Origin of the sequence: Rhodococcus chondri (assembly GCF_036327435.1) — a bacterium.
GTDB classification, from domain to species: Bacteria; Actinomycetota; Actinomycetes; order Mycobacteriales; family Mycobacteriaceae; genus Rhodococcus; species Rhodococcus chondri.
Map to the genome: position 1 here is coordinate 1 of NZ_JAUZMZ010000089.1, position 20,426 is coordinate 20,426.

Sequence of the window (20,426 nt, forward strand, 5' to 3'; positions counted from 1 at the left end):
GATCGCGCGGACGCCCGCGGCGCCGGACGACGGGATGTCCGTCGCGTCAGAGAGCGCCGATACCCTCGGCCAGCACGGCGACTCCTGAGACGGCAAGTCCCGCGGTGAGGGACGCCGCCCCGAACCACACCGCGGCGATCATGCGGCCCGGCCGCGCCGGGTTCGGTCCCAGCACCGACAGAAAGAACCCGAGGGGCACGAGGATCGCCGCGGTCAGAACGGCGATGGCGCCGGCGGCCGACCACCCCGGCGAAGCCCCGGCCACATGGGTGAGCACGGCTACGAGCAATCCGAGCGTGACGAGGACTCCCGCGTGCGCATGACCTGCCCTGAAGAAAGTCTTCTGCAAGTCGTTGGCAGGGACTCCGCCGTTGGCGACGCGGAGCAGAAATGTTCCCCCGAAGGCGATGCCGATGACGGTCAGCAAGGTGGCGCCGAGGACGATGAGGAGCATCGGGTGCATGGCATTCTCCCGCGAATTATTGGGTAGTTGGACTATCCAATAATGGATAGTTGTAGTATCCGATGTCAAGGAGGTGGCATGCGCATTTCCGAACTGGCCGCGCGCACCGGTGTGCCGCTGGCGACCGTGAAGTTCTACCTGCGCGAAGGGCTGCTCATGCCGGGTAACGCAACCAGCGCGACCCAGGCCGTCTACAGCGACGAGCACGTGCGGCGGCTCGGTCTCGTGCGCGCACTCGCGGTGCAGGGTCTTCCCCTCCACAAGATCAAGGCAGTGGTGGGGCTCGTCGACGACCCGCGGGACGACCTCTTCGCCGTCCTCGGTAATGCGATCGCGGCACTTCCTCCCTACGTCGACCCGCCCGGTGACGGTGACTACCCGCGAGCGCGCCGGATCCTCGAGCGGCTCGGCCAGGTGTACGAACCGGACTTCGCTGCCGTCGCCCAACTCGAACAGGCGCTCGCCGCGCTCGAGGCGGCCGGCCTCGAGATGTCCGACCGGCGCATCGACGTCTACGGCCGGCACATTCGCGACATCGCCGCACTCGATCTCGAATTGCTCCCGACCGCCTCGCGTCGCGCCACCGTGGAGGCGGCCGTCCTCGGTACCGCGCTCTACGAGCCGGTCCTGACCGCGATGCGCCGTCTCGCCCACCAGCATCTCGCCGCCCGTCTCTTCGCAGGCGACGGCGACACGTCCGACCCGATCGTGCAGGAGCCGCAGTGACCATTCCCGACCCCCGTCCTTTCCGTGACCTCACGACTCTCACTCCTGTCGGTGAGAGCGCCTGGCAAGCGGATATCGCGCCCACGTGGACGATCGGACCCAAGGTGCACGGCGGCTGCATGCTCGCGGTCTGCGCCGCGGCGGCCCGCCGGGCGTTGCTCGACGCCGGTGCCGACCCGGCCACGCAGCCGCTCGCCGTCAGCGCGTCGTTCGTCTCCGCTCCCGACCCCGGCGTCGTCGACGTCGGTGCCGTCATCCGGAAGCAGGGCAAGCAGATCGGGGTCGTCGACGTCGAACTCGGACAGCTCGGCCGGGTCGCGGTGCGCGCGAGCATCACCCTCGGCGTCCCGGACAGCGGCGACCCGCGGTACACCGTGCCGCACCCGGCCACCGCGATGCCGGCGGAGCCCCCGGCCGACGCCGTCGTCGTCACTCCCGAACATCCGATGGGGCAGATCGTGAAGCTGTGCGGAGGCGCCGACATGCGCATCGACGAATCCACGGCCCACTTCCTGTCCGGACGCCAGGGCGAACCGCACGTGACGATGTGGACCCGGCCACGCGCCGGGGACGCCGCCGACACCGACACCGCCGTGCTGTTCGCGCTGATGGCCGGTGATATCTCGGCCCCCGTCACCATGAACCGCGGCATGTTCGGATGGGCCCCGACCGTGCAGCTGACCGCGTACCTCCGCCGACTCCCCGAACCGGGCTGGCTGCGCGTGAGGGCGGAGAGCACCGTTGTCGGCTCGACGTGGTTCGAAGAAGACCACACCGTGGTCGATTCGACGGGCGCCGTCGTGGTGCAGTCGAGGCAACTCGCCATGGTTCCGCGCTGATCCGGCGCGAGTAGCGCCGCATTTCCGGACGGTCCGGTCCTGCGGGGTACGTGCCGTACTACGCCTCGTGGCAGGCTGTCACCCATGACGAGAATTGCGGTGATCGGTGGCGGCAGAATAGGCGAAGCGCTCCTCTCGGGCCTGCTGCAGAGCGGGTTTGCGACGAAAGACCTCGTGGTGGCCGAGAAGGCGCCCGCACGAGCCGAGCAACTCGGACGCGAATACGCGATCCGCGTCACCGACAGCACGGCCGACGCCGCGGAGGGCGCGGACGTCCTCGTCGTCGCCGTCAAGCCCGGTGATGTGGACGCGGTGATCGCCGACCTCGCGTCTGCCGACCTCGACAGCGAGAACGAGCAACTGCTGGTCTCCCTGGCTGCCGGTATTCCCACCGCGCGGTACGAGAACAAACTTTCGGCGGGTTTCCCGGTCGTGCGGGTGATGCCCAACACTCCGATGCTCGTCGGGCAAGGGGCCATCGTGCTCGCAGCGGGCCGGCACGTGAAATCCGACCATCTCGAGCTCGTGCGCGAAGTGCTGGGTTCGGTGGGCGCGGTTTCGGTGGTTCCGGAATCGCAGATCGACGCGGTGACCGCAGTGTCGGGCTCCGGTCCCGCCTACTTCTTCCTGGTGGCCGAGGCGATGATCGACGCCGGTGTCGCGCTCGGACTCACGCGCGCGGTGGCGACCGAACTCGTCGTGCAGACGATGACCGGATCGGCGGCGATGCTTCAGCAGTCGGGGGAGAGCGCCACAGACCTGCGAGCTGCGGTTACCTCGCCGGGTGGAACGACGGCGGCCGCGATCCGGGAACTCGAGCGTGGCGGGGTACGTACCGCGTTCTACGAAGCGCTGGAGGCGGCGCGGCAGCGATCGGCACAGCTCGGCGCCGCCGGGGAACAGGGTCCGACCGTGGCTTGACGGCGGGCCGGAACCTCCCGGAGACCTGCTCCCGAAGCATCGCGGGATTCGGGTCCGGCGAAATTGATGGCCGCCATCGTCGCACAGAAACCATTCGTCACGCTAAGCTCGAATCAGCACGTGCGTGTCTGTTCCGCCGGAGGGGAAGCCGGCGGCGCGGACGTGCCGGAGGTGTGTAATGGTTTCTGGAAACACACCGTCGAAGGGACAACCCCAAGACGGACAATCGGTTCTCGCCGGTACCCAGTTCCTCACTGTCGCCGAAGTGGCGGCGTTGATGAGGGTATCGAAAATGACTGTGTACAGACTGGTACACAGCGGTGAACTGCCCGCTGTGCGCGTGGGACGCTCGTTCCGCGTGCATGCCAAGGCGGTACACGAGTATCTCGAGACATCGTATTTCGACGTCGGGTAACCGGCCGTCGCCAGCAGTCGAGTACGGAGCGGACCTCGGTTTCATCGAAGTCGTGCCGCACCGGTACGATTGCTTTTCGTCGTACCGGTCAGCCGGTGTCGTGAGGCGCTGAGCTCGTCACCGCGAGGCCTCGGCGTCGACATACTCAGGCGTACGTCACCGGCGTGCGCAGGAACGCTAGAAGAAACGTGAGGGTGCCCACATGGGTTCTGTGATCAAGAAGCGCCGCAAGCGCATGTCGAAGAAGAAGCACCGCAAGCTGCTGCGTCGGACTCGTGTGCAGCGTCGTAAACTCGGCAAGTAGTCGAATGCGAGGAATGCCCGCCACCCATAGTGGCGGGCATTCGTCGTTTTCGCGAGGTTTTCGCAAGAGTGTTCACCATCGCGTAATGCGAGGTTGCCGATGGCACCGTATTGTGGGACCGCATACCGCGCTCGTGGCGCTGTGATTCGGCCGACGCAGGGTGTGTCGAAGGCAGGGGGTTTTGGGTGTGAATACCCGAGCGCGGGAAGTCGACCCGCCGAAGATCGTGCTCGTGACCGGTGCGAGCCGGTTCCTCGGCGGGTACCTGGTGACACGTCTGGCGCAGAACCCGGACATCGAACGGGTCATCGCCGTCGATACCCAGTCTCCGTCGAAAGACATGCTGCGCCGGATGGGGCGGGCCGAATCCGTTCTCGCCGACATTCGGAACCCATTGATCGGCAAAGTAATTCGCAATATGAATGTGGACACGGTCGTGCATGCGTCGGCGGTGACCAAGGCGCCCAAGTCCGGTAGCCGAGTGGCGATGAAGGACATGAACGTCCTCGGCGCGATGCAACTGTTCGCCGTATGCCAGAAAGCGCCCACCGTCCGCAAGGTGGTGCTGCGCTCGTCGTCGGTCGTGTACGGGTCGAGTGCCAAGGATCCGGCGAAGTTCACCGAGGAAATGAGCGCGCGTCGCCGTCCCACCGGCGCATTCGCCCGCGACATGCTCGAGATCGAGGGATATCTGCGTGGACTCGGTCGCCGGCGCAGCGACATCGCGACCACCATCCTGCGGCTCGCCCCGACCGTCGGCAATCGCCTTCCCGGATCGGTGTCGAGCTATCTGACCTCGTCCCTGGTGCCCACCGTGTTCGGTCGAGACGCCCGACTGCAGCTGCTGCACGAAGAAGATGCGCTCGGGGCGCTCGAACGCGCCACGGTCGCGGGACCGTCCGGCACCTACAACGTGGCCGGAGACGGTGTCGTGATGATGTCGCAGGCGGTACGACGCGCAGGGGGCGTAACGGTACCCATGCCGTACGGGCTGTTCCGCACCGCCGGGCACGCGCTCATGGGCTCGGTGATGAAGTCGTTCACCAAGGAAGAACTCGACTACTTCCACTTCGGATGCGGACTCGACACCACCCGGATGCGCGGTGAACTCGGATTCGAACCGCGATGGACCACGCGGGAAGCACTCGACGACTTCGCGCGCGGCATCGGAATGAGGCGCGTGGTGAAAACCGAATGGATCGATCAGGCGGAATCCATGGTGCTCTCCGTACTCGGAGAGCGAGCGGAGGTGCGATGACACAGGTGGCCAAAGTCATTCCGTTGAACCCCGGCGCACGCCGCGCGACCTCCCGTCGAGGGCCGCTGCCGATCCAGCAGCACAGCGTCGAGCCGTTCGAGTTGCCCGTGCCGGAGGCCCCGTCGAACGGTTTCGTCGACGGTCTGCGTAACGCTCTCATCGGCCAGGTCACCGGAACCGCCGAATACCTCCGGCGCCGCGTGACGGGCGACTACGACGTCGACGACTTCGGCTTCGATCCGCACTTTGCGGACAACGTGGTCCTCCCGCTGCTCCGTCCGCTGTTCGACAAGTGGTTCAGAGTCGAGGTCCGCGGCATCGAGAACATCCCGTCCGACGGCCGGGCGCTCGTCGTCGCGAACCACGCCGGCACGTTGCCCGTCGACGCGCTCATGACGTCCGTCGCCGTGCACGACCATGCGAATCGTCCGCTGAGGATGCTCGCGGCCGACCTCGCGTTCGATATGCCCGTGGTGGGCACGGTCGCGCGGAAGGCGGGACACACCCTCGCGTGCCATCCCGACGCCGAGCGTCTGCTGCGCCAGGACCAGGTCGTGGCGGTTTTCCCCGAGGGTTACAAGGGCCTGGGCAAACCGTTCCGGGAACGGTACAAGCTGCAGCGCTTCGGTCGCGGCGGTTTCGTTTCCGCGGCTTTGAAGACGCAGGCTCCGATCGTGCCGTGCTCGATCGTCGGATCCGAGGAGATCTATCCCAACCTCGCCGACCTCACCTCGCTCGCCCGCCTGCTGGGCCTGCCGTATTTCCCGGTCACACCGCTGTTCCCGATGCTCGGTCCACTCGGTCTGGTGCCGCTGCCCTCGAAGTGGTGCATCGAATTCGGCACCCCGATCACGACCGACGTGTACGACGAAGCCGAAGCGGAAGACCCGATGGTGTTGTTCGAGGTCACCGACCACGTGCGGGAAACGAGTCAGCAGACGCTCTACAAACTGCTCACGCGGCGGCGCAACGTCTTCCTCGGCTGAGCCGGCCTCGGCTGAGCCGGCCTCGGCCGAGGTGGACGAGGCCGACGCGACTACGCGGTGCGATCGCGGCGGCGGCCGAGCACCACGGCGAGGGCGCCCCCGGCCGCACCGAGACCCAGCGCTGTCGGCACTCCGACCTTCGCGGCCTTACGGCCGGTGCGGAAGTCCCGGATCTCCCAGCCGCGGGTCTTCGCGACCTGACGCAGATCCGGGTCGGGGTTGATCGCCACCGCCGTACCCGCCACCGACAACATCGGTACGTCGTTGTGGCTGTCGGAGTAGGCGGTGCACCGTTTCAGGTTCAGGCCCTCACGAATCGCGAGGGCACGGACCGCGTGCGCCTTACCCAGCCCGTGCAGGATGTCGCCGACCAGACGGCCGGTGAACACGCCGTCCTCCGATTCGGCGACCGTGCCCAGAGCGCCGGTCAGTCCCAGCCGCTTCGCGATGACGTCGGCGAGCTCGACGGGTGTGGCCGTCACGAGCCACACCTGCTGCCCGGCGTCGAGATGCATCTGCGCGAGTGCGCGGGTTCCGGGCCAGATCTTGTCGGCGATGATGTCGTCGTAGATCTCCTCGCCGAGCCTGCGCAGTTCGGCGGTGGACCGGCCCTGCACGAACGAGAGCGCTTTGTCGCGGCCGGTCGCGACGTCGTGGGTGTTCTCCTTGCCGGTCACACGGAACTTGACCTGCTGCCACGCGAACTCGAACAGGTCGGTCTTGCGGAAGTAATTCCGGCCGACCAGGCCGCGCGCGAAGTGAATGATGGAGGCGCCCTGCACCATCGTGTTGTCGACGTCGAAGAATGCCGCCGCCGTCAGATCCCGCGGGACCGGGACGGTCGTTTCCGCGACTGCGGGTTCGGTACGTGCGTGGAGCGCGAGGGCTGCGTCGGCACTCGCCTCACCGGCGAGATTCGCGCGGACCTCTTCCTCGCTGGGACCGAACTTGCGCGGCAGCAGCCGACGGCCGGGCCTGATGATGCCGGCCAGCGTCTCACCCATGCCTCGTCCGTACGGAAACGATGGTCCGGGCACTCGCACCTCCGATATCGCAACGGCCGGGTCTGCCCGGGCGGATCCGGGCAACCCGGGGGCCAGCCTAACCCGTACCGAATCGACCTTCCGGGTCGGAACATGTACCACAGTGGGGTGTGACGTTCATCTCGACCGCCGGTGCCGCACAGTGGAGGGTATGACCGACAACCACGCCGCCGCCATGGGAGTGCCCACCTCGGCTCACGAGATCGTCCTTCTGGTCCGGGAAGGGTGCGGTAGTTGCGTCCAGGCCCGTGCCGATCTCGAGGCCGTGTGTGAGGAGTTCGGGCTGCAGGTCACCTGCATCGATGTGGACGAAGCTGCCGCAAGGGATCCCGAACTGCGCGCCGAGTACGGCGACCGGTTGCCGGTCGTCCTTCTCGACGGTCGCGAGCACAGCTACTGGGAGGTCGACGAAGACCGGTTACGGGCGGATCTTGCCCGCTGAAGGTGCGGTGTCCGGCCGTCCTGCAGGTGGGAAGCACATTCGGGGGGCTTCGAGCAACTTTGTGCATGGCTTCACAAGCGGTTACCGTGGTGTGAACCAAATCCCCGGATCACCGTGAGGCCAGGCGCGTAACCGCGGCCGGACGAGGAGCCACGAACGTGACGCAGCTGCACCCATCGCAGGGCAAAGATGCCCGCGGTGCCGCCGACGCCGGCGGGGGTGCCTCTGCCGGTGTTCCGGCCCGCGGCATCCCCCAGGCTACTGTGACGCGTCTCGCGACTTATCTGCGGGTCCTCGGAGCCCTCGTCGAGGCGGACACACTCATCGTCTCGAGCGAGGAACTGGCCACCGCAGCGGGGGTCGGATCCGCGAAGCTCCGCAAGGATCTGTCTTTCCTCGGACCCAATGGTGTGCGCGGCGTCGGCTACGACGTGCTGCGGTTGCAGGCCCGCATCGAAAATGCCCTCGGCCTCGACCGGGGCCACCGCGTTGTGCTCGTCGGTGTCGGCAATCTGGGCCGCGCCCTGGCCCGGTACCCCGGATTCGACCGGCGGGGCTTCACCATGGCCGGTCTGTTCGACAACGATCCCGGCGTGATCGGTCGGCGCGTGGGCGATCTCGACGTGCGCCCCGTCGCCGATCTCGAGACCGGTGCCCGCGAACTGGGAGCCACGATCGGTGTCATCGCCACTCCCGAGGACGCCGCACAGCACATCTGCGACGTGCTGGTGCGCGCCGGGGTGCGCAGTGTGCTCAGCTTCGCGCCGATCGAACTCGACGTGCCCGACTCGGTCGAGGTCCGGCGCGTCGATCTGTCCGTCGAGATGCAGGTGCTCTCGTTCAACAGCGCACGCAACGACGAACTGGTCCAGGCTTCCGGTGCCGCACATCCGGCAGCGCTGGGTTCTCCCCGCGGCCCACGCAGTTCCGCGGTCTCCACGTCGAGCACGGCTCGGCGGACCAAAACAGGTAAGCCGGGCCCTCTGGGTTCGGCCGTGACCAGAAACGGATCGGTGATCGCACCGTGAGTGTTCTCCTCATCGGGATGTCGCACCGAAGCGCCCCGGTCTCGGTTCTCGAGAAGGTGGCGGTCGCGGATACCGACCGGCCCAAGCTGACCGACAAGATGATGGCGTCGGCTCACATCTCCGAGGCCATGATCGTCTCGACCTGCAACCGGGTGGAGGTCTACACCGTCGTCGACGCTTTCCACGGGGCGCTCGCCGAGGTCGGCGAACTGCTTGCGGAGCACGCGGGCATCCCCTTGTCGGAACTGCACAGGCACGCATACGTCCGGTACAGCGAGGCGGCCGCCGAGCACCTGTTCTCGGTTGCCAGTGGCCTGGATTCGATGGTCGTCGGTGAACAGCAGATCCTCGGCCAGATCCGCACCGCCTACGCCTCGGCCGACGCGCAGCAGGCCGCCGGCCGCACCCTGCACGAATTGGCGCAGCAGGCGCTCCGCGTCGGCAAGCGGGTGCACAGCGAGACCGGGATCGACTCCGCGGGCGCCTCGGTCGTGTCGGTGGCACTCGACAAAGCCGCAGCGTTCCTCGGTGGGTCGGGCAGCGCGGGCGCACCCGGCACCGGGTTGCGCGGCCGGACTGCCGCGGTGATCGGCGCCGGTGCCATGGGCGGACTCGCCGTGGCGCATCTGTCCCGCTCGGGGATCGACCGGATCGTGCTCACGAACCGCACCCGCGAACGCGCCGAGCGGCTGGCCGAGACGGCTCGCGCCGGCGGTGTCGAGGCCGACGTGGTGCCCTTCGAAGACCTTGCCGGCGCACTCGCGCAGGCCGATGTCGCCGTCACCTGCACCGGAGCCGTCGGAACGGTGGTCACCCTCGCGGATGCGCACCGCGCCCTCGCCCAGCCCGGTCGCGGTGAGCGCCCACTCGCCATCTGCGACCTCGGCTTGCCGCGCGACGTCGAACCTGCGGTGTCCGGGCTTCCCGGCATCACCGTGTTCGACATGGAGTCGCTGCAGCGCGACCCCGCCGCAGGCGCCGCCGCCTCCGACGCCGACGCGGCCCGAGCGATCGTCGCCGCCGAACTGTCCCAGTACCTCGCGGTGCAGCGGCTCGCCGAGGTCACCCCGACGGTCACCGCACTGCGTCAGCGCGCCGCCGAGGTCGACGAAGGCGAACTGCTGCGCCTCGAATCGCGTCTTCCGGATCTGGACAGCACGCAGCGCGACGAGGTCGCCCGGACGGTACGCCGAGTCGTCGACAAGCTTCTGCACGCCCCGACCGTGCGCGTCAAGCAGCTCGCATCCACGCCGGGCGGTGACCAGTACGCCGAGGCGCTGCGCGAATTGTTCGAACTGCGGCCGGGAGCAGTCGAGGCGGTCGCCACTCCGACCAAGGAGCTGGGATCCCTGCCGGACTCGATCACGTCGGCGGATCTGTCCGCCGCCCTGAATCCGGCCCTCACCACGGAGCTGGGAGCTCCACGAAAGGACGGGAACGCATGAGCGCCGAGGCCGCTTCGGTCACCGGGACACAAACCCGGACCGACCGCCGCACATTGCGGATCGGCACACGCGGCAGCGTGCTCGCCACCACCCAGGCCGGCACTGTCCGCGACGCCTTGATCGCCGCCGGACAGCCGGCGGAACTGGTGATCATCACTACCAAGGGTGATGTCACCCCCGGGCCGGTCCAGCGGATCGGAGTCGGCGTATTCACCGCCGAGTTGCGCGAGGCACTGCTCGCCGGGGACGTCGATGTCGCCGTGCATTCGTACAAGGACCTGCCCACCAAGCAGGATCCGCGGCTCGTCGTCGCTGCTGTTCCCCCGCGGGAAGACCCCCGGGACGCGCTCGTCGCCCGCGATGGACTGGTCCTCGGCGAACTGCCGGCCGGCTCCAAGGTCGGCACGTCCGCTCCGCGCCGGCGCGCGCAGCTCGCCGCTCTCGGGCTGAGCCTGCAGATCGAGCCGTTGCGCGGCAATATCGACACCCGGATCGGCAAGGTCGACTCCGGCGAGCTCGACGCGATCGTCATCGCCCGTGCCGGTTTGTCCAGGATCGGCCGGCTCGACCGGGTCACCGAGGCGCTCGAGCCCGTGCAGATGCTGCCCGCGCCGTCGCAGGGCGCGCTCGCCGTCGAATGCCGGGCCGACGACGCAGAGATGATCGAGCTCCTCGCCGGACTCGACGACCGCCCCAGCCGGGCCGCCGTCGTCGCCGAGCGTGCACTGCTCGCCGAACTCGAAGCCGGGTGCACCGCACCGGTGGGAGCGATCGCCGAGGTCGTCGAATCCCTCGACGACGACGGTCGTGTCTTCGAGGAGTTGTCGGTGCGCGGCTGCGCCGCAGCGCTGAACGGCTCGGATGTGCTCCGTGGGAGCGCTGTCGGCCCTCTCGACCGCGCCGAGGAACTCGGTCGCAGCATCGCTCGCGACCTCCTCGACCGTGGCGCGCAGGAGTTGATGACGGTCGACGATGTCGCGCCGGAACAGGGCACCGCGGATGATTGACCTTGCCCCACAGTTCCCCCGATTTTCCCTTACCGCAGATTTGATCGCACTGGAGAATGACCGATGAGCCGAGTCCGTAAGAACACTCCCGGACGGATCCTGTTCGTGGGATCGGGGCCGGGCGATCCGGCGTTGCTCACCGTGCGCGCGCGCGACGTGCTGACGGGTGCCACGCTCGCCTACACCGCCCCCGATGACGACAGGGGCGTCGTCGCCCTCGTCGGCACCGACCACGGCACCGACCCCGAGACCGGAGAACCGGTTGCCGAGGTCCGCCCCGCCCTGGGCGAACCCACCGAGGTCGCCAAGACCCTCGTCGCGGAAGCGAAGAGCGGGCACGACGTGGTGCGTCTCGTCGCGGGTGATCCCCTCACCACCGACTCGGTGATCGCCGAAGTCAACGCCGTGGCCCGCACTCAGGTGGTGTTCGAGGTGCTGCCCGGTCTGCCCGCGAGCTCGGCGGTGCCGAGCTACGCCGGTATGGCGCTCGGCTCGTGCCACACCGAGGTGGATGTGCGCGGCGAGGTCGACTGGGCCGCGCTGGCCGCGGCTCCGGGTCCGCTGGTGCTGCACGCCACCTCCGGGCATCTGGCCGAGACCGCGAGCGCACTCGTCGAACACGGCCTCGCGCCGCAGACCCCGGCGGCGATCACCGTCCGGGGCACCACGCGGCAGCAGCGCACCGTCGAGGCGACCCTGGCCACCCTCAACGACGCCGGCTCCGAGCTGGTGGGCTCGCTGGTGGTCACGGTCGGCAAGGTGGTCTCGCAGCGCAACAAGATGTCGTGGTGGGAATCGCGTGCCCTGTACGGCTGGACGGTCCTGGTGCCGCGCACCAAGGAGCAGGCCGGTGAGATGAGCGAGCGGCTGGTCACGCACGGCGCCATCCCGATGGAGGTGCCGACCATCGCGGTCGAGCCGCCCCGCAGCCCCGCACAGATGGAACGTGCCGTCAAGGGACTGGTGGACGGTCGTTACCAGTGGGTGGTGTTCACCTCCACCAACGCGGTGCGTGCCGTGTGGGAGAAGTTCGAGGCGTTCGGGCTCGACGCCCGTGCGTTCTCGGGTGTGAAGATCGCGTGCGTCGGGCAGGCCACTGCCGACAAGGTGCGCTCGTTCGGTATCACCCCGGAACTGGTGCCGACCGGAGAACAGTCCAGTGAGGGACTGCTCGCCGAGTTCGCGCCGTACGACGACGTCTTCGATCCGGTCAACCGTGTCCTGTTGCCCCGCGCGGACATCGCGACGGAAACCCTCGCCGAGGGACTCCGCGAACGCGGCTGGGAGATCGACGACGTCACCGCCTACCGGACCGTCCGGGCCGCGCCGCCGCCGGCCGCGACCCGCGAGATGATCAAGACCGGAGGGTTCGACGCGGTGTGCTTCACGTCGTCGTCCACGGTCCGCAATCTCGTGGGTATCGCCGGTAAGCCGCACGCCCGGACCATCGTCGCGTGCATCGGCCCGAAGACGGCGGAGACCGCGATCGAGTTCGGTCTGCGCGTGGACGTGCAGCCCGAGTCCGCTCAGGTCGGTCCGCTGGTCGAGGCGCTGGCCGAGCATGCCGCCCGGTTGCGCGCCGAGGGTGCGTTGCCGCCGCCGCGGAAGAAGTCCCGCGCGCGCCGCTAGATGCCGGCCTTCGATGCTGCCCTCTCGGACCCGCACGGGTCGGGGAGGGCAGTCGTCCGAGTAGCGGAGCAGTCGTAGGAGAACAGCCGGACGTCCCGACGAAGGAGTGCACTGCCCATGTATCCCACCATCCGTCCCCGCCGGTTGCGCACGACCGCGGCGATGCGGCGCCTGGTCGCCGAAACGTCCCTCGAGGCCAGGCATCTGGTGCTTCCGATGTTCGTGGCGGACGGACGCTCCGAGCCGTGGGAGATCCCGTCCATGCCCGGGGTGTACCAGCACACCGCCGATTCGCTGCTCGCTGCGGCGAGCGCGGCGGTCGAGGCCGGGGTCGGTGGGCTGATGCTCTTCGGTGTGCCGCGACCGGAGGACAAGGATGCGTGCGGTACGGCCGCGACCGATCCGGACGGGGTGCTCAACCGCGCGTTGCGCTCGTTGCGCAGCGAACTGGGTGACTCCACGGTGATCATGGCCGACACCTGCCTCGACGAGTTCACCGACCACGGACACTGCGGTGTGCTCACCGGCTCGGGGGTCGTCGACAACGATGCGACGCTCGAGCGGTACGCGGAAATGGCTGTCGCCCAGGCCGACTCGGGCGCCCACCTGCTCGGGCCGAGCGGCATGATGGACGGACAGGTCGCGTCGATCCGCGCCGCGCTCGACGCGGCCGGACACAGGGATGTCGGACAGCTCGCCTACGCCGCGAAGTACTCGTCGGCGTTCTACGGCCCGTTCCGTGACGCGGTGGGGTCGTCGCTCGAGGGGGATCGGCGCACGTATCAGCAGGATCCGGCGAACCGTCGCGAGGCGCTGCACGAGGTCGCACTCGACCTCGCCGAGGGCGCCGACCTGGTCATGGTCAAACCCGCGATGTCCTATCTCGACGTGCTCCGAGAGGTGGCCGACCGATCGCCGGTACCCGTTGCCGCCTATCAGATCTCGGGGGAGTACTCGATGATCACCGCGGCGGCCGCGAACGGGTGGATCGACCGGGATGCCGCGATCGCCGAATCGCTGCTCAGCATCCGGCGCGCCGGGGCGGACATCGTGCTCACCTACTGGGCCGCCGAGGTCGCGGACCGGTTGTCGTGAGTTTCCCGGTTCCGCCGTCCGCGGCTCCGCAGCCGGCTGCGGACCGCCCGATCCCGGCCGATGTCACGACCGCCTATCAATTGTGGTGTGGCGTACTCGTTCTGGCGGTCGTGAATTTGGTCGCCAGCGTCATCGGCATGTGGAGCGGCCGCGAAGCGCTGGTCGACCTGATGGTGGAAATGTCGAGCGAGCCTGCGCTGGAAGGGGTGACGCGCGAGCAGTTGGACTCGGCGGTGCCGGCGGTGATCGGCCTCACCGCAGTCGGAGGACTCGCGATCGTCGGGGTGCTCTACCTGGTGGTTCGGCAGTTACGGCGTGCCAAGAACTGGGCTCGCATGGCGCTCACGATGATCGGTGTGTTCATGACGTTGTCGACTCTGCCGACGGTGTTCGGTGTCGGAGTCGGAGGCGGTACCGGGGGCTGGGCGCTCGGCATCATAGGCATCGTCCAGGCGGTACTCACGGTCGGTGCCATCGTGCTCATGCATCGGCGAGAGTCGAACCTCTACTTCCTGCGGATGCCGAAGGACTGAACCGACCGGTTCGTTTTGACGGGCGTCCCGGGAAGAGTACGGTGCTCACCATCGATGGCCGAGAGGCCGTTCCCGTCGAGACTAAGGACGTCATGCAGGTGGAACCCCGGCCCTACGGCCGTCGTCGCGAACTTGTCCTCATCGCTTTGGCCACTGTGCTCGGTCTGGTAACCCTGCTCCTTCTGGTCGTTCCGGGCACGCTCGCCGCCTGATCGGCTCGAGATGATCGGATGCACGTGACGAGCGAGGGGCTCACGTCGCGGTTCTACGAGCCGGGGGCCCGCTGGCGCACTGTCGCTTTCGGTCCGGTGTTCTGTGCGGGGGGGCTCGCGGTGGAGGTGGCGACCGGACCGGTCGTGCACTGGGTGGCCCTGCCGGTGGTGGCACTCGTACTGGCCGGCTTCACGTGGGTGATGGTGGTCGCGGCGCGGCGCCACGTCAGTGTCGAGCTCACCGGGGCGAAACGCGCCGACGCGGTGCTCCGCTCGGGCCCCGAGGAACGTCCGAGCTCCGAGATCGAGGCGGTACTGCCCCCGGCGGTGGACTCGTGGGACGAGCCCCAGCGCTGGGAATCCGCGCGGCCACTGGGGGAACTCGCGAACGTGCCGCGCGGGCGCACTGCCGTGGGGCTGCGCCTGAAGGGCGGCACCTTCGTCCGGGCCTGGGCAAAGGATGCCGACCTGCTTCGGGTTCGTCTCGAGGAACTCGTCTCTCGCTGACTCTCCTGCTTGGTACCCCCGGGGGGTATGCTGGGAACAGTTCTACGAGAGGAGCAAACCTTGCAGACCACCTACCGTGTCGAAGGAATGACCTGCCAGCACTGCGTTCGCGCAGTAAGCGAAGAGATCGGCGCGCTACCGGGTGTCGAGTCGGTCGACGTCGATCTCGAAACAGGCAACGTCGTGGTCGGCAGCAACGCCGCACTCGATTCCGAGGCGGTCGCCGCTGCCGTCGCCGAAGCCGGTTACACCTTCGCGTCCTGACCGGCCGGCCTTCCTGCGGCTGTCCTTCCGTCAATCCAGCATGGCGGCGCCCAGCAGGCTCTCCGGCACGCCGAGCCCCTCGACGAGGGTCTCGGCGTGCGGGCGGAGGGTGCGGCAGCGTTCGTTGATCCCGCGCGTGACTGCCTTCGCGCGTTCGACCGACAACTGCCGGTGTTCCATGAACCAGGCCTTGTCCTCGTCGATGATCGTGAGCGCATACAGATCGCACAGTTCCGCCAGTAGATCGCGGGCCTGCTCGTCCTTGCAGTCGTCGATCGCGGCGACGAACGCTTCGAGAACCACGCGGTCGATGTGCGCATGCGCCGCGTGGAGCACGTGGTCCTGCACGAAGTTGAACGCGTCGAACAGGCTCTCCTCGCGGTCGTTCGCGGCCTGCAGCCGGCGGGCCGCGGTCGACAGCAGGTACTGCTCGCGGTCTTCGAACATCGTCAGCTGAGTGCCCCGGTTGAACAGGCTGCCGTCTTCCTCGTTGTCCTGCCGGGTATCGATGATCGTCTGGATGATCTGCTGCGCGGCGGTCCGCTTCTTGACCACATCCGAGATGGTGGTCGCGGCGAACCGCATCCACTCCACCGGGCTCATGCCGCGTACTTCGTCGGCGTATGCGGTGAGAAGTTCCTTCGCGACCAGCTGGCTCAGAACGTGGTTGTCGCCCTCGAACGTCGTGAACACATCCGTGTCCGCCTTCAGCGCGGTCAAGCGGTTCTCGGCCATGTAGCCGGCACCGCCGCACGCCTCGCGGCACTCCTGGATGGCGCGAGTCGCGTGCCACGTGTTTGCGACCTTGAGTCCGGCGGCCCGGCTCTCGAGCTCGCGCTGCTCCTGAGGATCGACGTCTGCGAGCCGCATCGACTGGATCCGGTCCATCACACCGATCAGCTCGTTCTGAGCAAACCCCAGCGCGTAGGAACGTGCGATGTGCGGCAGCAGACGTCGCTGGTGCACGAGGTAATCCATCAACAGCACCTCGTCGTCGCGACCGGGCGCATCGAACTGGCGTCGCTGCAGTGCATACCGCGTCGCGATCGACAGAGCGACCCGCGCCGCCGCGCCCGCCGACCCGCCGACTGTGACGCGCCCGCGCACCAGGGTGCCGACCATGGTGAAGAACCGGCGGGTGGGGCTGTCGATGTCGGAGGAGTAGGTGCCGTCCGGTTCGACGTCGGCATAGCGATTGAGGAGGTTCTCGCGCGGAATCCGGATCTGATCGAAGACGATCCGCCCGTTGTCGACACCCGGAAGACCGCCCTTGTGCCCGCAATCCGACGTCGTCACGCCCGGCAGGTCGTTGCCGTCCTCGTCGCGGATGGGCACCACGAAGCAGTGCACGCCGTGGGTCTCGCCGTTGGTTACGAGCTGCGCGAACACCGCGGCGACCGTGGCGTGTTGCGCCGCGCCGCCGATGTAGTCCTTCTGCGACGACGGGGTCGGGGAGTTCACGACGAATTCCTGCGTCTGCGGGTCGTACGTCGCAGTGGTCTCCAGCGACTGCACATCGCTGCCGTGGCCGGTCTCGGTCATCGCGAAGCAGCCGAGCAGATCGAGATCGATGAGCGGACGGACGTACTTGTCGTGATGACGCTTCGTTCCGAGGTTCTCGATCGCGCCGCCGAACAGTCCCCACTGCACGCCGGCCTTGACCATCAACGACAGGTCCGACATGGCCAGCATCTCGATCGACGCGACCGCCCCGCCCGCATCCCCGGTCCCGCCGGTCTCGACAGAGAACCCGGACGCGGCATAGCCGCGTTCGGCCAGCAGCTGCATCTGCTTCAGCGTGATGGCGCGGGCCTGGCCGAGATCGGGGGTGTAGTGCGGAGCGAACGCTTCGTGGGCCATGCCCTCGCGAGCGTGGTTACGAGCTTCGTGCCAGGCTCCGTCGAGAGCCTTCCGGAGGTGATCACCTGTGGTCGCCATGGTCTCGACCTTAAGACGATGCCGTCGCAGCGCGCGTCCGTTCCGTCCAGTACGGGGGTACGAACACATCACGTTTCGACCGCCGCTTTTTTGGCAAATCTCGCGAAACTACGGACACTGGAAGTCGTGACTGCGACCCCCGATGCCTCCGCTGCCCGCGACACCGATTCGGCTGCACTCTTCCGCCGCGCATCGAAGGTGACCCCCGGAGGCGTCAACTCTCCGGTTCGTGCGTTCGGGTCGGTCGGGGGAACGCCCCGGTTCATCGCCTCGGCATCCGGCTCCACACTGACCGACGTCGACGGAAATACCTATGTCGACCTGGTGTGTTCCTGGGGGCCGATGATTCTCGGCCACGCCCATCCCGCTGTCGTGGACGCCGTGCGCACCGCCGCGTCGTCCGGCCTGTCGTTCGGTGCGCCCACCCTGGGAGAGGTCGAACTCGCCGAAGAGATCGTGTCGCGGATCGCACCGATCGAGCAGGTCCGGCTCGTCAACTCCGGCACCGAAGCGACGATGAGCGCGGTGCGGCTCGCGCGAGGATTCACCGGGCGCACCAAAATCGTGAAGTTCGCGGGCTGTTATCACGGTCACGTCGACGCGCTGCTCGCCGACGCCGGGTCGGGCGTGGCAACCTTCGGGTTGCCCACGTCGCCGGGCGTGACGGGCGCGCAGGCCGAAGACACCCTCGTCGTTCCTTACAACGACCTCGACGCGGTGCGCGCAGTGTTCGAAGCGAATCCCGGGCAGATCGCCGCGGTCATCACCGAGGCCGCCGCGGGCAACATGGGCACCGTCCCGCCGCTGCCCGGGTTCAACGCCGGCCTGCGGAGGCTCACCCGCGAACACGGTGCGCTGCTCATCATGGATGAGGTCATGACCGGCTTCCGTGCGAGCGCGACCGGTTGGTATGGCATCGACGGCGTCGCCGGCGATCTGATGACGTTCGGCAAAGTGATGAGCGGCGGCCTGCCGGCCGCCGCGTTCGGTGGACGCGCCGACGTGATGGCACACCTCGCCCCGATCGGGTCCGTCTACCAGGCCGGCACCCTGTCCGGTAACCCCGTCGCCGTCGCCGCCGGGCTCGCGAGCCTGCGTGCGGCCGACGCCGAGGTGTACGCCGCGCTCGACCGCAACGCGGCGACCCTCGCCGGACTGATCGGTGACGCATTGACGGCGCACAGCGTGCCGCACCGGATCCAGAACGCCGGCACTCTGCTCAGTGTCTTCTTCACCGACAACGAAGTGACCGACTACGACGAGGCGAAGGCCGCGCAGACGTGGCGTTTCCCCGCGTTCTTCCACGCGCTCCTCGACCGCGGCGTCTACGGACCACCGAGCGCGTTCGAGACGTGGTTCGTCTCCGCCGCACTCGACGACGACGCCTTCTCCCGTATCGCCGATGCGCTGCCGCACGCCGCGGCAGCCGCCGCGGCCGCCACCGCGCCCTGAGCGTCCCGCAGTCCCGGTCCACCCCCATCCGTCCGCCTTCACCCTGAGGAATACCCACGTGACCGAAGCCGCCCCGTCCGAGACCCGCACCATCGTGCACGTGCTCCGGCACGGCGAGGTGCACAACCCGTCCGGCATCCTCTACGGCCGACTGCCGAATTTCCGGCTGTCCGTGACCGGGGAAGCGCAGGCGCGTGCCGTCGCCGCGGCCCTGGCCGACCACGACATCGCCCACGTCGTCGCGTCGCCGCTCGAACGGGCCCAGCAGACCGCCGGTCCCATCGCCGAGAAGCACGGCCTCGAGATCCGCACCGACGAGAACCTCATCGAAGCGGGCAACGAATTCGAAGGTCTCAAGGTGTCCGTCGGCGACGGCGCGCTCAGCCGCCCGCGCCACTGGTGGAAGCTGCGCGATCCCTTCACCCCGTCGTGGGGCGAGCCGTACCTGCAGATCGCGCACCGGATGCTCGCCGCGGTCAACGCCGCCAGGGTCGCGGCCGCGGGACGTGAAGCGGTGTGTGTCAGTCACCAGCTCCCGGTATGGACGCTGCGTCGCTTCCTCGAGGGTGAGCGGTTGTGGCACGACCCGCGCCACCGTCAGTGCAGCCTCGCGTCGCTGACATCACTCGTCTACGAAGGCGACACGCTCGTCGACCTCGTGTACTCGGAGCCGGCGGGAGCTTCCGACCCGACCGTGCACGGCGCATGAAACGAGCACTGCCGGCGCTCGTCGCACTCGTGTGCGGTGTCGCCCTCCTCACCTCCTGCGCAACCGGTGACGACGCCGTCGCTACCGGCGGCACCTTCGACTTCGTCTCACCCGGCGGCCAGACCCGCATCTTCTACGACCCTCCGGCCGAGCGCGGCACGCTCGGGTCGCTGTCCGGCGACGATCTGATGAACGAGGGAACGACGATCTCCCTCGACGACTACGCGGACCAGGTCGTGGTGCTCAACGTGTGGGGCCAGTGGTGCGCCCCGTGCCGCAGCGAGGCCGACGACCTCGAGCAGGCCTACCAGGCCACCAAGGACCTCGGTGTGCAATTCCTCGGTATCAACGTCCGGGACAACCAGCGCGACAAGGCGCAGGATTTCGTCGTCGACAACGGGGTCGGGTATCCGTCGATCTACGACCCGTCGATGCGTTCGCTGCTCGCGCTCGGCCGCAACTACCCGACATCCGTGGTGCCCACCACCGTCGTACTCGACCGCGACCATCGGGTCGCCGCGGTGTATCTGACGGAACTGCTCGCGAGCGATCTGCAGCCGGTGATCGAGCGTGTCGCGGCAGAATCCGCGCCGAGGCAATAGACATGAGCGGTGCAGTGAACACAGTGGTCCTCGCGTCCGGCGTCGGCGAAAGCTTCCAGAACCTGGCCGCGAGCGGCCCACTGCTCCTCGCGGTCGGCGCATGCCTGCTCGCCGGGCTCGTGTCGTTCGCGTCGCCGTGTGTGGTTCCCCTGGTCCCCGGCTACCTGTCGTACCTCGCCGGGGTGGTCGGTGCCGAAGCCCCCGCAGTCACCCCTGCTCAGGCTGCCGGCCGCACCACCACGGTCCGAGACGACGGGCGGCTACGGGTCGCGGGCGCCGCGGGGCTGTTCGTCACCGGATTCACCGTCGTGTTCGTACTGGCCACGGCGTCGGTTTTCGGCGCGATCTCGATGCTGTCCGTCAACCGCGAGCTGCTCATGCGCGTCGGCGGTGTCGTCACCATCGTCATGGGCCTGGTGTTCCTCGGAATGATCCCGGCGCTGCAGCGCGACACGCGTCCCGAGCCCAGGCGCATCTCGAGTCTGGCCGGTGCGCCGCTGCTCGGCGCGGTGTTCGCCCTCGGATGGACGCCGTGCCTGGGGCCGACCCTCGCCGGAGTGATCTCGCTGTCCGCCGGCACCGAAGGCGCCACCGCCGCACGCGGGGTG

Annotated in this window: 24 protein-coding genes; 21 read left to right on the forward strand and 3 right to left on the reverse strand. The window is 68.2% G+C overall.

The features are described 5' to 3' along the window. Positions 1 to 46: 46 nt before the first annotated feature. A complete protein-coding gene (locus Q8814_RS15850) occupies positions 47 to 463 on the reverse strand; it encodes a hypothetical protein (RefSeq protein ID WP_330152970.1) in 417 nt (138 codons plus the stop codon). A gap of 78 nt (positions 464 to 541) precedes the next feature. On the opposite strand from Q8814_RS15850, the gene Q8814_RS15855 reads away from it, so the two are divergent. The 7 genes from Q8814_RS15855 to Q8814_RS15885 all read left to right on the forward strand — a co-directional run bounded on the left by Q8814_RS15855 (position 542) and on the right by Q8814_RS15885 (position 5,912). Beyond that, positions 542 to 1,189, forward strand: coding sequence for a MerR family transcriptional regulator (locus tag Q8814_RS15855; protein ID WP_330152971.1), 648 nt, complete (start codon positions 542 to 544; stop codon positions 1,187 to 1,189). Positions 1,190 to 1,191: 2 nt separating this feature from the next. After that, on the forward strand, positions 1,192 to 2,028 hold the full coding sequence (locus tag Q8814_RS15860) for a thioesterase family protein (RefSeq protein WP_408015918.1): 837 nt from the start codon (positions 1,192 to 1,194) through the stop codon (positions 2,026 to 2,028). Positions 2,029 to 2,112: 84 nt separating this feature from the next. Next, positions 2,113 to 2,949, forward strand: a complete 837-nt coding sequence (gene proC / locus Q8814_RS15865; RefSeq protein WP_330152973.1) for a pyrroline-5-carboxylate reductase — start codon at positions 2,113 to 2,115, stop codon at positions 2,947 to 2,949. Positions 2,950 to 3,127: 178 nt separating this feature from the next. After that, positions 3,128 to 3,364 carry a helix-turn-helix domain-containing protein gene (locus Q8814_RS15870; protein ID WP_330152974.1) on the forward strand — a complete coding sequence of 79 codons (237 nt, stop codon included), beginning with the start codon at positions 3,128 to 3,130 and terminating at the stop codon, positions 3,362 to 3,364. A 202-nt stretch (positions 3,365 to 3,566) separates the two neighbouring features. After that, a complete protein-coding gene (locus Q8814_RS15875) occupies positions 3,567 to 3,668 on the forward strand; it encodes a 30S ribosomal protein bS22 (RefSeq protein WP_003402602.1) in 102 nt (33 codons plus the stop codon). 226 nt (positions 3,669 to 3,894) lie between these two features. Continuing rightward, positions 3,895 to 4,926 (forward strand): NAD-dependent epimerase/dehydratase family protein, encoded by a 1,032-nt coding sequence (locus Q8814_RS15880; protein WP_330152991.1) that lies wholly within the window; start codon positions 3,895 to 3,897, stop codon positions 4,924 to 4,926. Beyond that, a complete protein-coding gene (locus Q8814_RS15885) occupies positions 4,923 to 5,912 on the forward strand; it encodes a lysophospholipid acyltransferase family protein (protein WP_330152975.1) in 990 nt (329 codons plus the stop codon). The genes Q8814_RS15880 and Q8814_RS15885 overlap by 4 nt, the downstream gene beginning before the upstream one ends. Positions 5,913 to 5,962: 50 nt before the next feature. Here the strand turns inward: Q8814_RS15885 and Q8814_RS15890 are convergent, their stop codons facing one another. Continuing rightward, the gene (locus tag Q8814_RS15890; RefSeq protein WP_330152976.1) at positions 5,963 to 6,916 is read right to left on the reverse strand and encodes an HAD family hydrolase; all 954 of its coding nucleotides are present in this window, start codon (positions 6,914 to 6,916) and stop codon (positions 5,963 to 5,965) included. A 190-nt stretch (positions 6,917 to 7,106) separates the two neighbouring features. On the opposite strand from Q8814_RS15890, the gene Q8814_RS15895 reads away from it, so the two are divergent. From Q8814_RS15895 to Q8814_RS15940, 10 genes are all read left to right on the forward strand, one after another. Further along, on the forward strand, positions 7,107 to 7,397 hold the full coding sequence (locus tag Q8814_RS15895; RefSeq protein WP_408015917.1) for a glutaredoxin family protein: 291 nt from the start codon (positions 7,107 to 7,109) through the stop codon (positions 7,395 to 7,397). A gap of 158 nt (positions 7,398 to 7,555) precedes the next feature. Then, positions 7,556 to 8,425, forward strand: coding sequence for a redox-sensing transcriptional repressor Rex (locus tag Q8814_RS15900; RefSeq protein ID WP_330152977.1), 870 nt, complete (start codon positions 7,556 to 7,558; stop codon positions 8,423 to 8,425). Next, positions 8,422 to 9,870: a glutamyl-tRNA reductase gene (locus tag Q8814_RS15905; protein WP_330152978.1), complete on the forward strand. Its 1,449-nt coding sequence runs from the start codon at positions 8,422 to 8,424 to the stop codon at positions 9,868 to 9,870. The genes Q8814_RS15900 and Q8814_RS15905 overlap by 4 nt, the downstream gene beginning before the upstream one ends. Further along, entirely contained in the window at positions 9,867 to 10,877 is a 1,011-nt protein-coding gene (hemC, locus tag Q8814_RS15910) for a hydroxymethylbilane synthase (protein ID WP_330152979.1), read from the forward strand. The genes Q8814_RS15905 and hemC overlap by 4 nt, the downstream gene beginning before the upstream one ends. Before the next feature lie 63 nt (positions 10,878 to 10,940). Beyond that, on the forward strand, positions 10,941 to 12,506 hold the full coding sequence (locus Q8814_RS15915) for a bifunctional uroporphyrinogen-III C-methyltransferase/uroporphyrinogen-III synthase (RefSeq protein WP_330152980.1): 1,566 nt from the start codon (positions 10,941 to 10,943) through the stop codon (positions 12,504 to 12,506). A 117-nt stretch (positions 12,507 to 12,623) separates the two neighbouring features. Next, entirely contained in the window at positions 12,624 to 13,601 is a 978-nt protein-coding gene (gene hemB, locus Q8814_RS15920; RefSeq protein WP_330152981.1) for a porphobilinogen synthase, read from the forward strand. After that, a complete protein-coding gene (locus tag Q8814_RS15925) occupies positions 13,598 to 14,134 on the forward strand; it encodes a hypothetical protein (protein WP_330152982.1) in 537 nt (178 codons plus the stop codon). Before hemB ends, Q8814_RS15925 begins: the two co-directional genes overlap by 4 nt. A gap of 41 nt (positions 14,135 to 14,175) precedes the next feature. After that, positions 14,176 to 14,346, forward strand: a complete 171-nt coding sequence (locus Q8814_RS15930) for a hypothetical protein (RefSeq protein ID WP_330152983.1) — start codon at positions 14,176 to 14,178, stop codon at positions 14,344 to 14,346. Between the two features lie 18 nt (positions 14,347 to 14,364). Further along, on the forward strand, positions 14,365 to 14,853 hold the full coding sequence (locus Q8814_RS15935; RefSeq protein ID WP_330152984.1) for a hypothetical protein: 489 nt from the start codon (positions 14,365 to 14,367) through the stop codon (positions 14,851 to 14,853). A 27-nt stretch (positions 14,854 to 14,880) separates the two neighbouring features. Then, a complete protein-coding gene (locus Q8814_RS15940; RefSeq protein WP_330152985.1) occupies positions 14,881 to 15,117 on the forward strand; it encodes a heavy-metal-associated domain-containing protein in 237 nt (78 codons plus the stop codon). Between the two features lie 30 nt (positions 15,118 to 15,147). Here Q8814_RS15940 and Q8814_RS15945 read toward each other — a convergent pair whose 3' ends face one another. Further along, a complete protein-coding gene (locus Q8814_RS15945) occupies positions 15,148 to 17,055 on the reverse strand; it encodes an acyl-CoA dehydrogenase family protein (RefSeq protein WP_330152986.1) in 1,908 nt (635 codons plus the stop codon). 126 nt (positions 17,056 to 17,181) lie between these two features. On the opposite strand from Q8814_RS15945, the gene hemL reads away from it, so the two are divergent. From hemL to Q8814_RS15965, 4 genes are all read left to right on the forward strand, one after another. Then, complete coding sequence (gene hemL, locus Q8814_RS15950) at positions 17,182 to 18,507, forward strand: glutamate-1-semialdehyde 2,1-aminomutase (RefSeq protein WP_330152987.1); 1,326 nt, start codon at positions 17,182 to 17,184, stop codon at positions 18,505 to 18,507. Positions 18,508 to 18,565: 58 nt separating this feature from the next. Further along, positions 18,566 to 19,216, forward strand: coding sequence for a histidine phosphatase family protein (locus Q8814_RS15955; RefSeq protein WP_330152988.1), 651 nt, complete (start codon positions 18,566 to 18,568; stop codon positions 19,214 to 19,216). After that, positions 19,213 to 19,818, forward strand: coding sequence for a TlpA disulfide reductase family protein (locus tag Q8814_RS15960; protein WP_330152989.1), 606 nt, complete (start codon positions 19,213 to 19,215; stop codon positions 19,816 to 19,818). Before Q8814_RS15955 ends, Q8814_RS15960 begins: the two co-directional genes overlap by 4 nt. Positions 19,819 to 19,820: 2 nt before the next feature. Next, positions 19,821 to 20,426 (forward strand): cytochrome c biogenesis CcdA family protein (locus tag Q8814_RS15965; protein WP_330152990.1); only part of this gene is annotated, 606 nt, incomplete at its 3' end.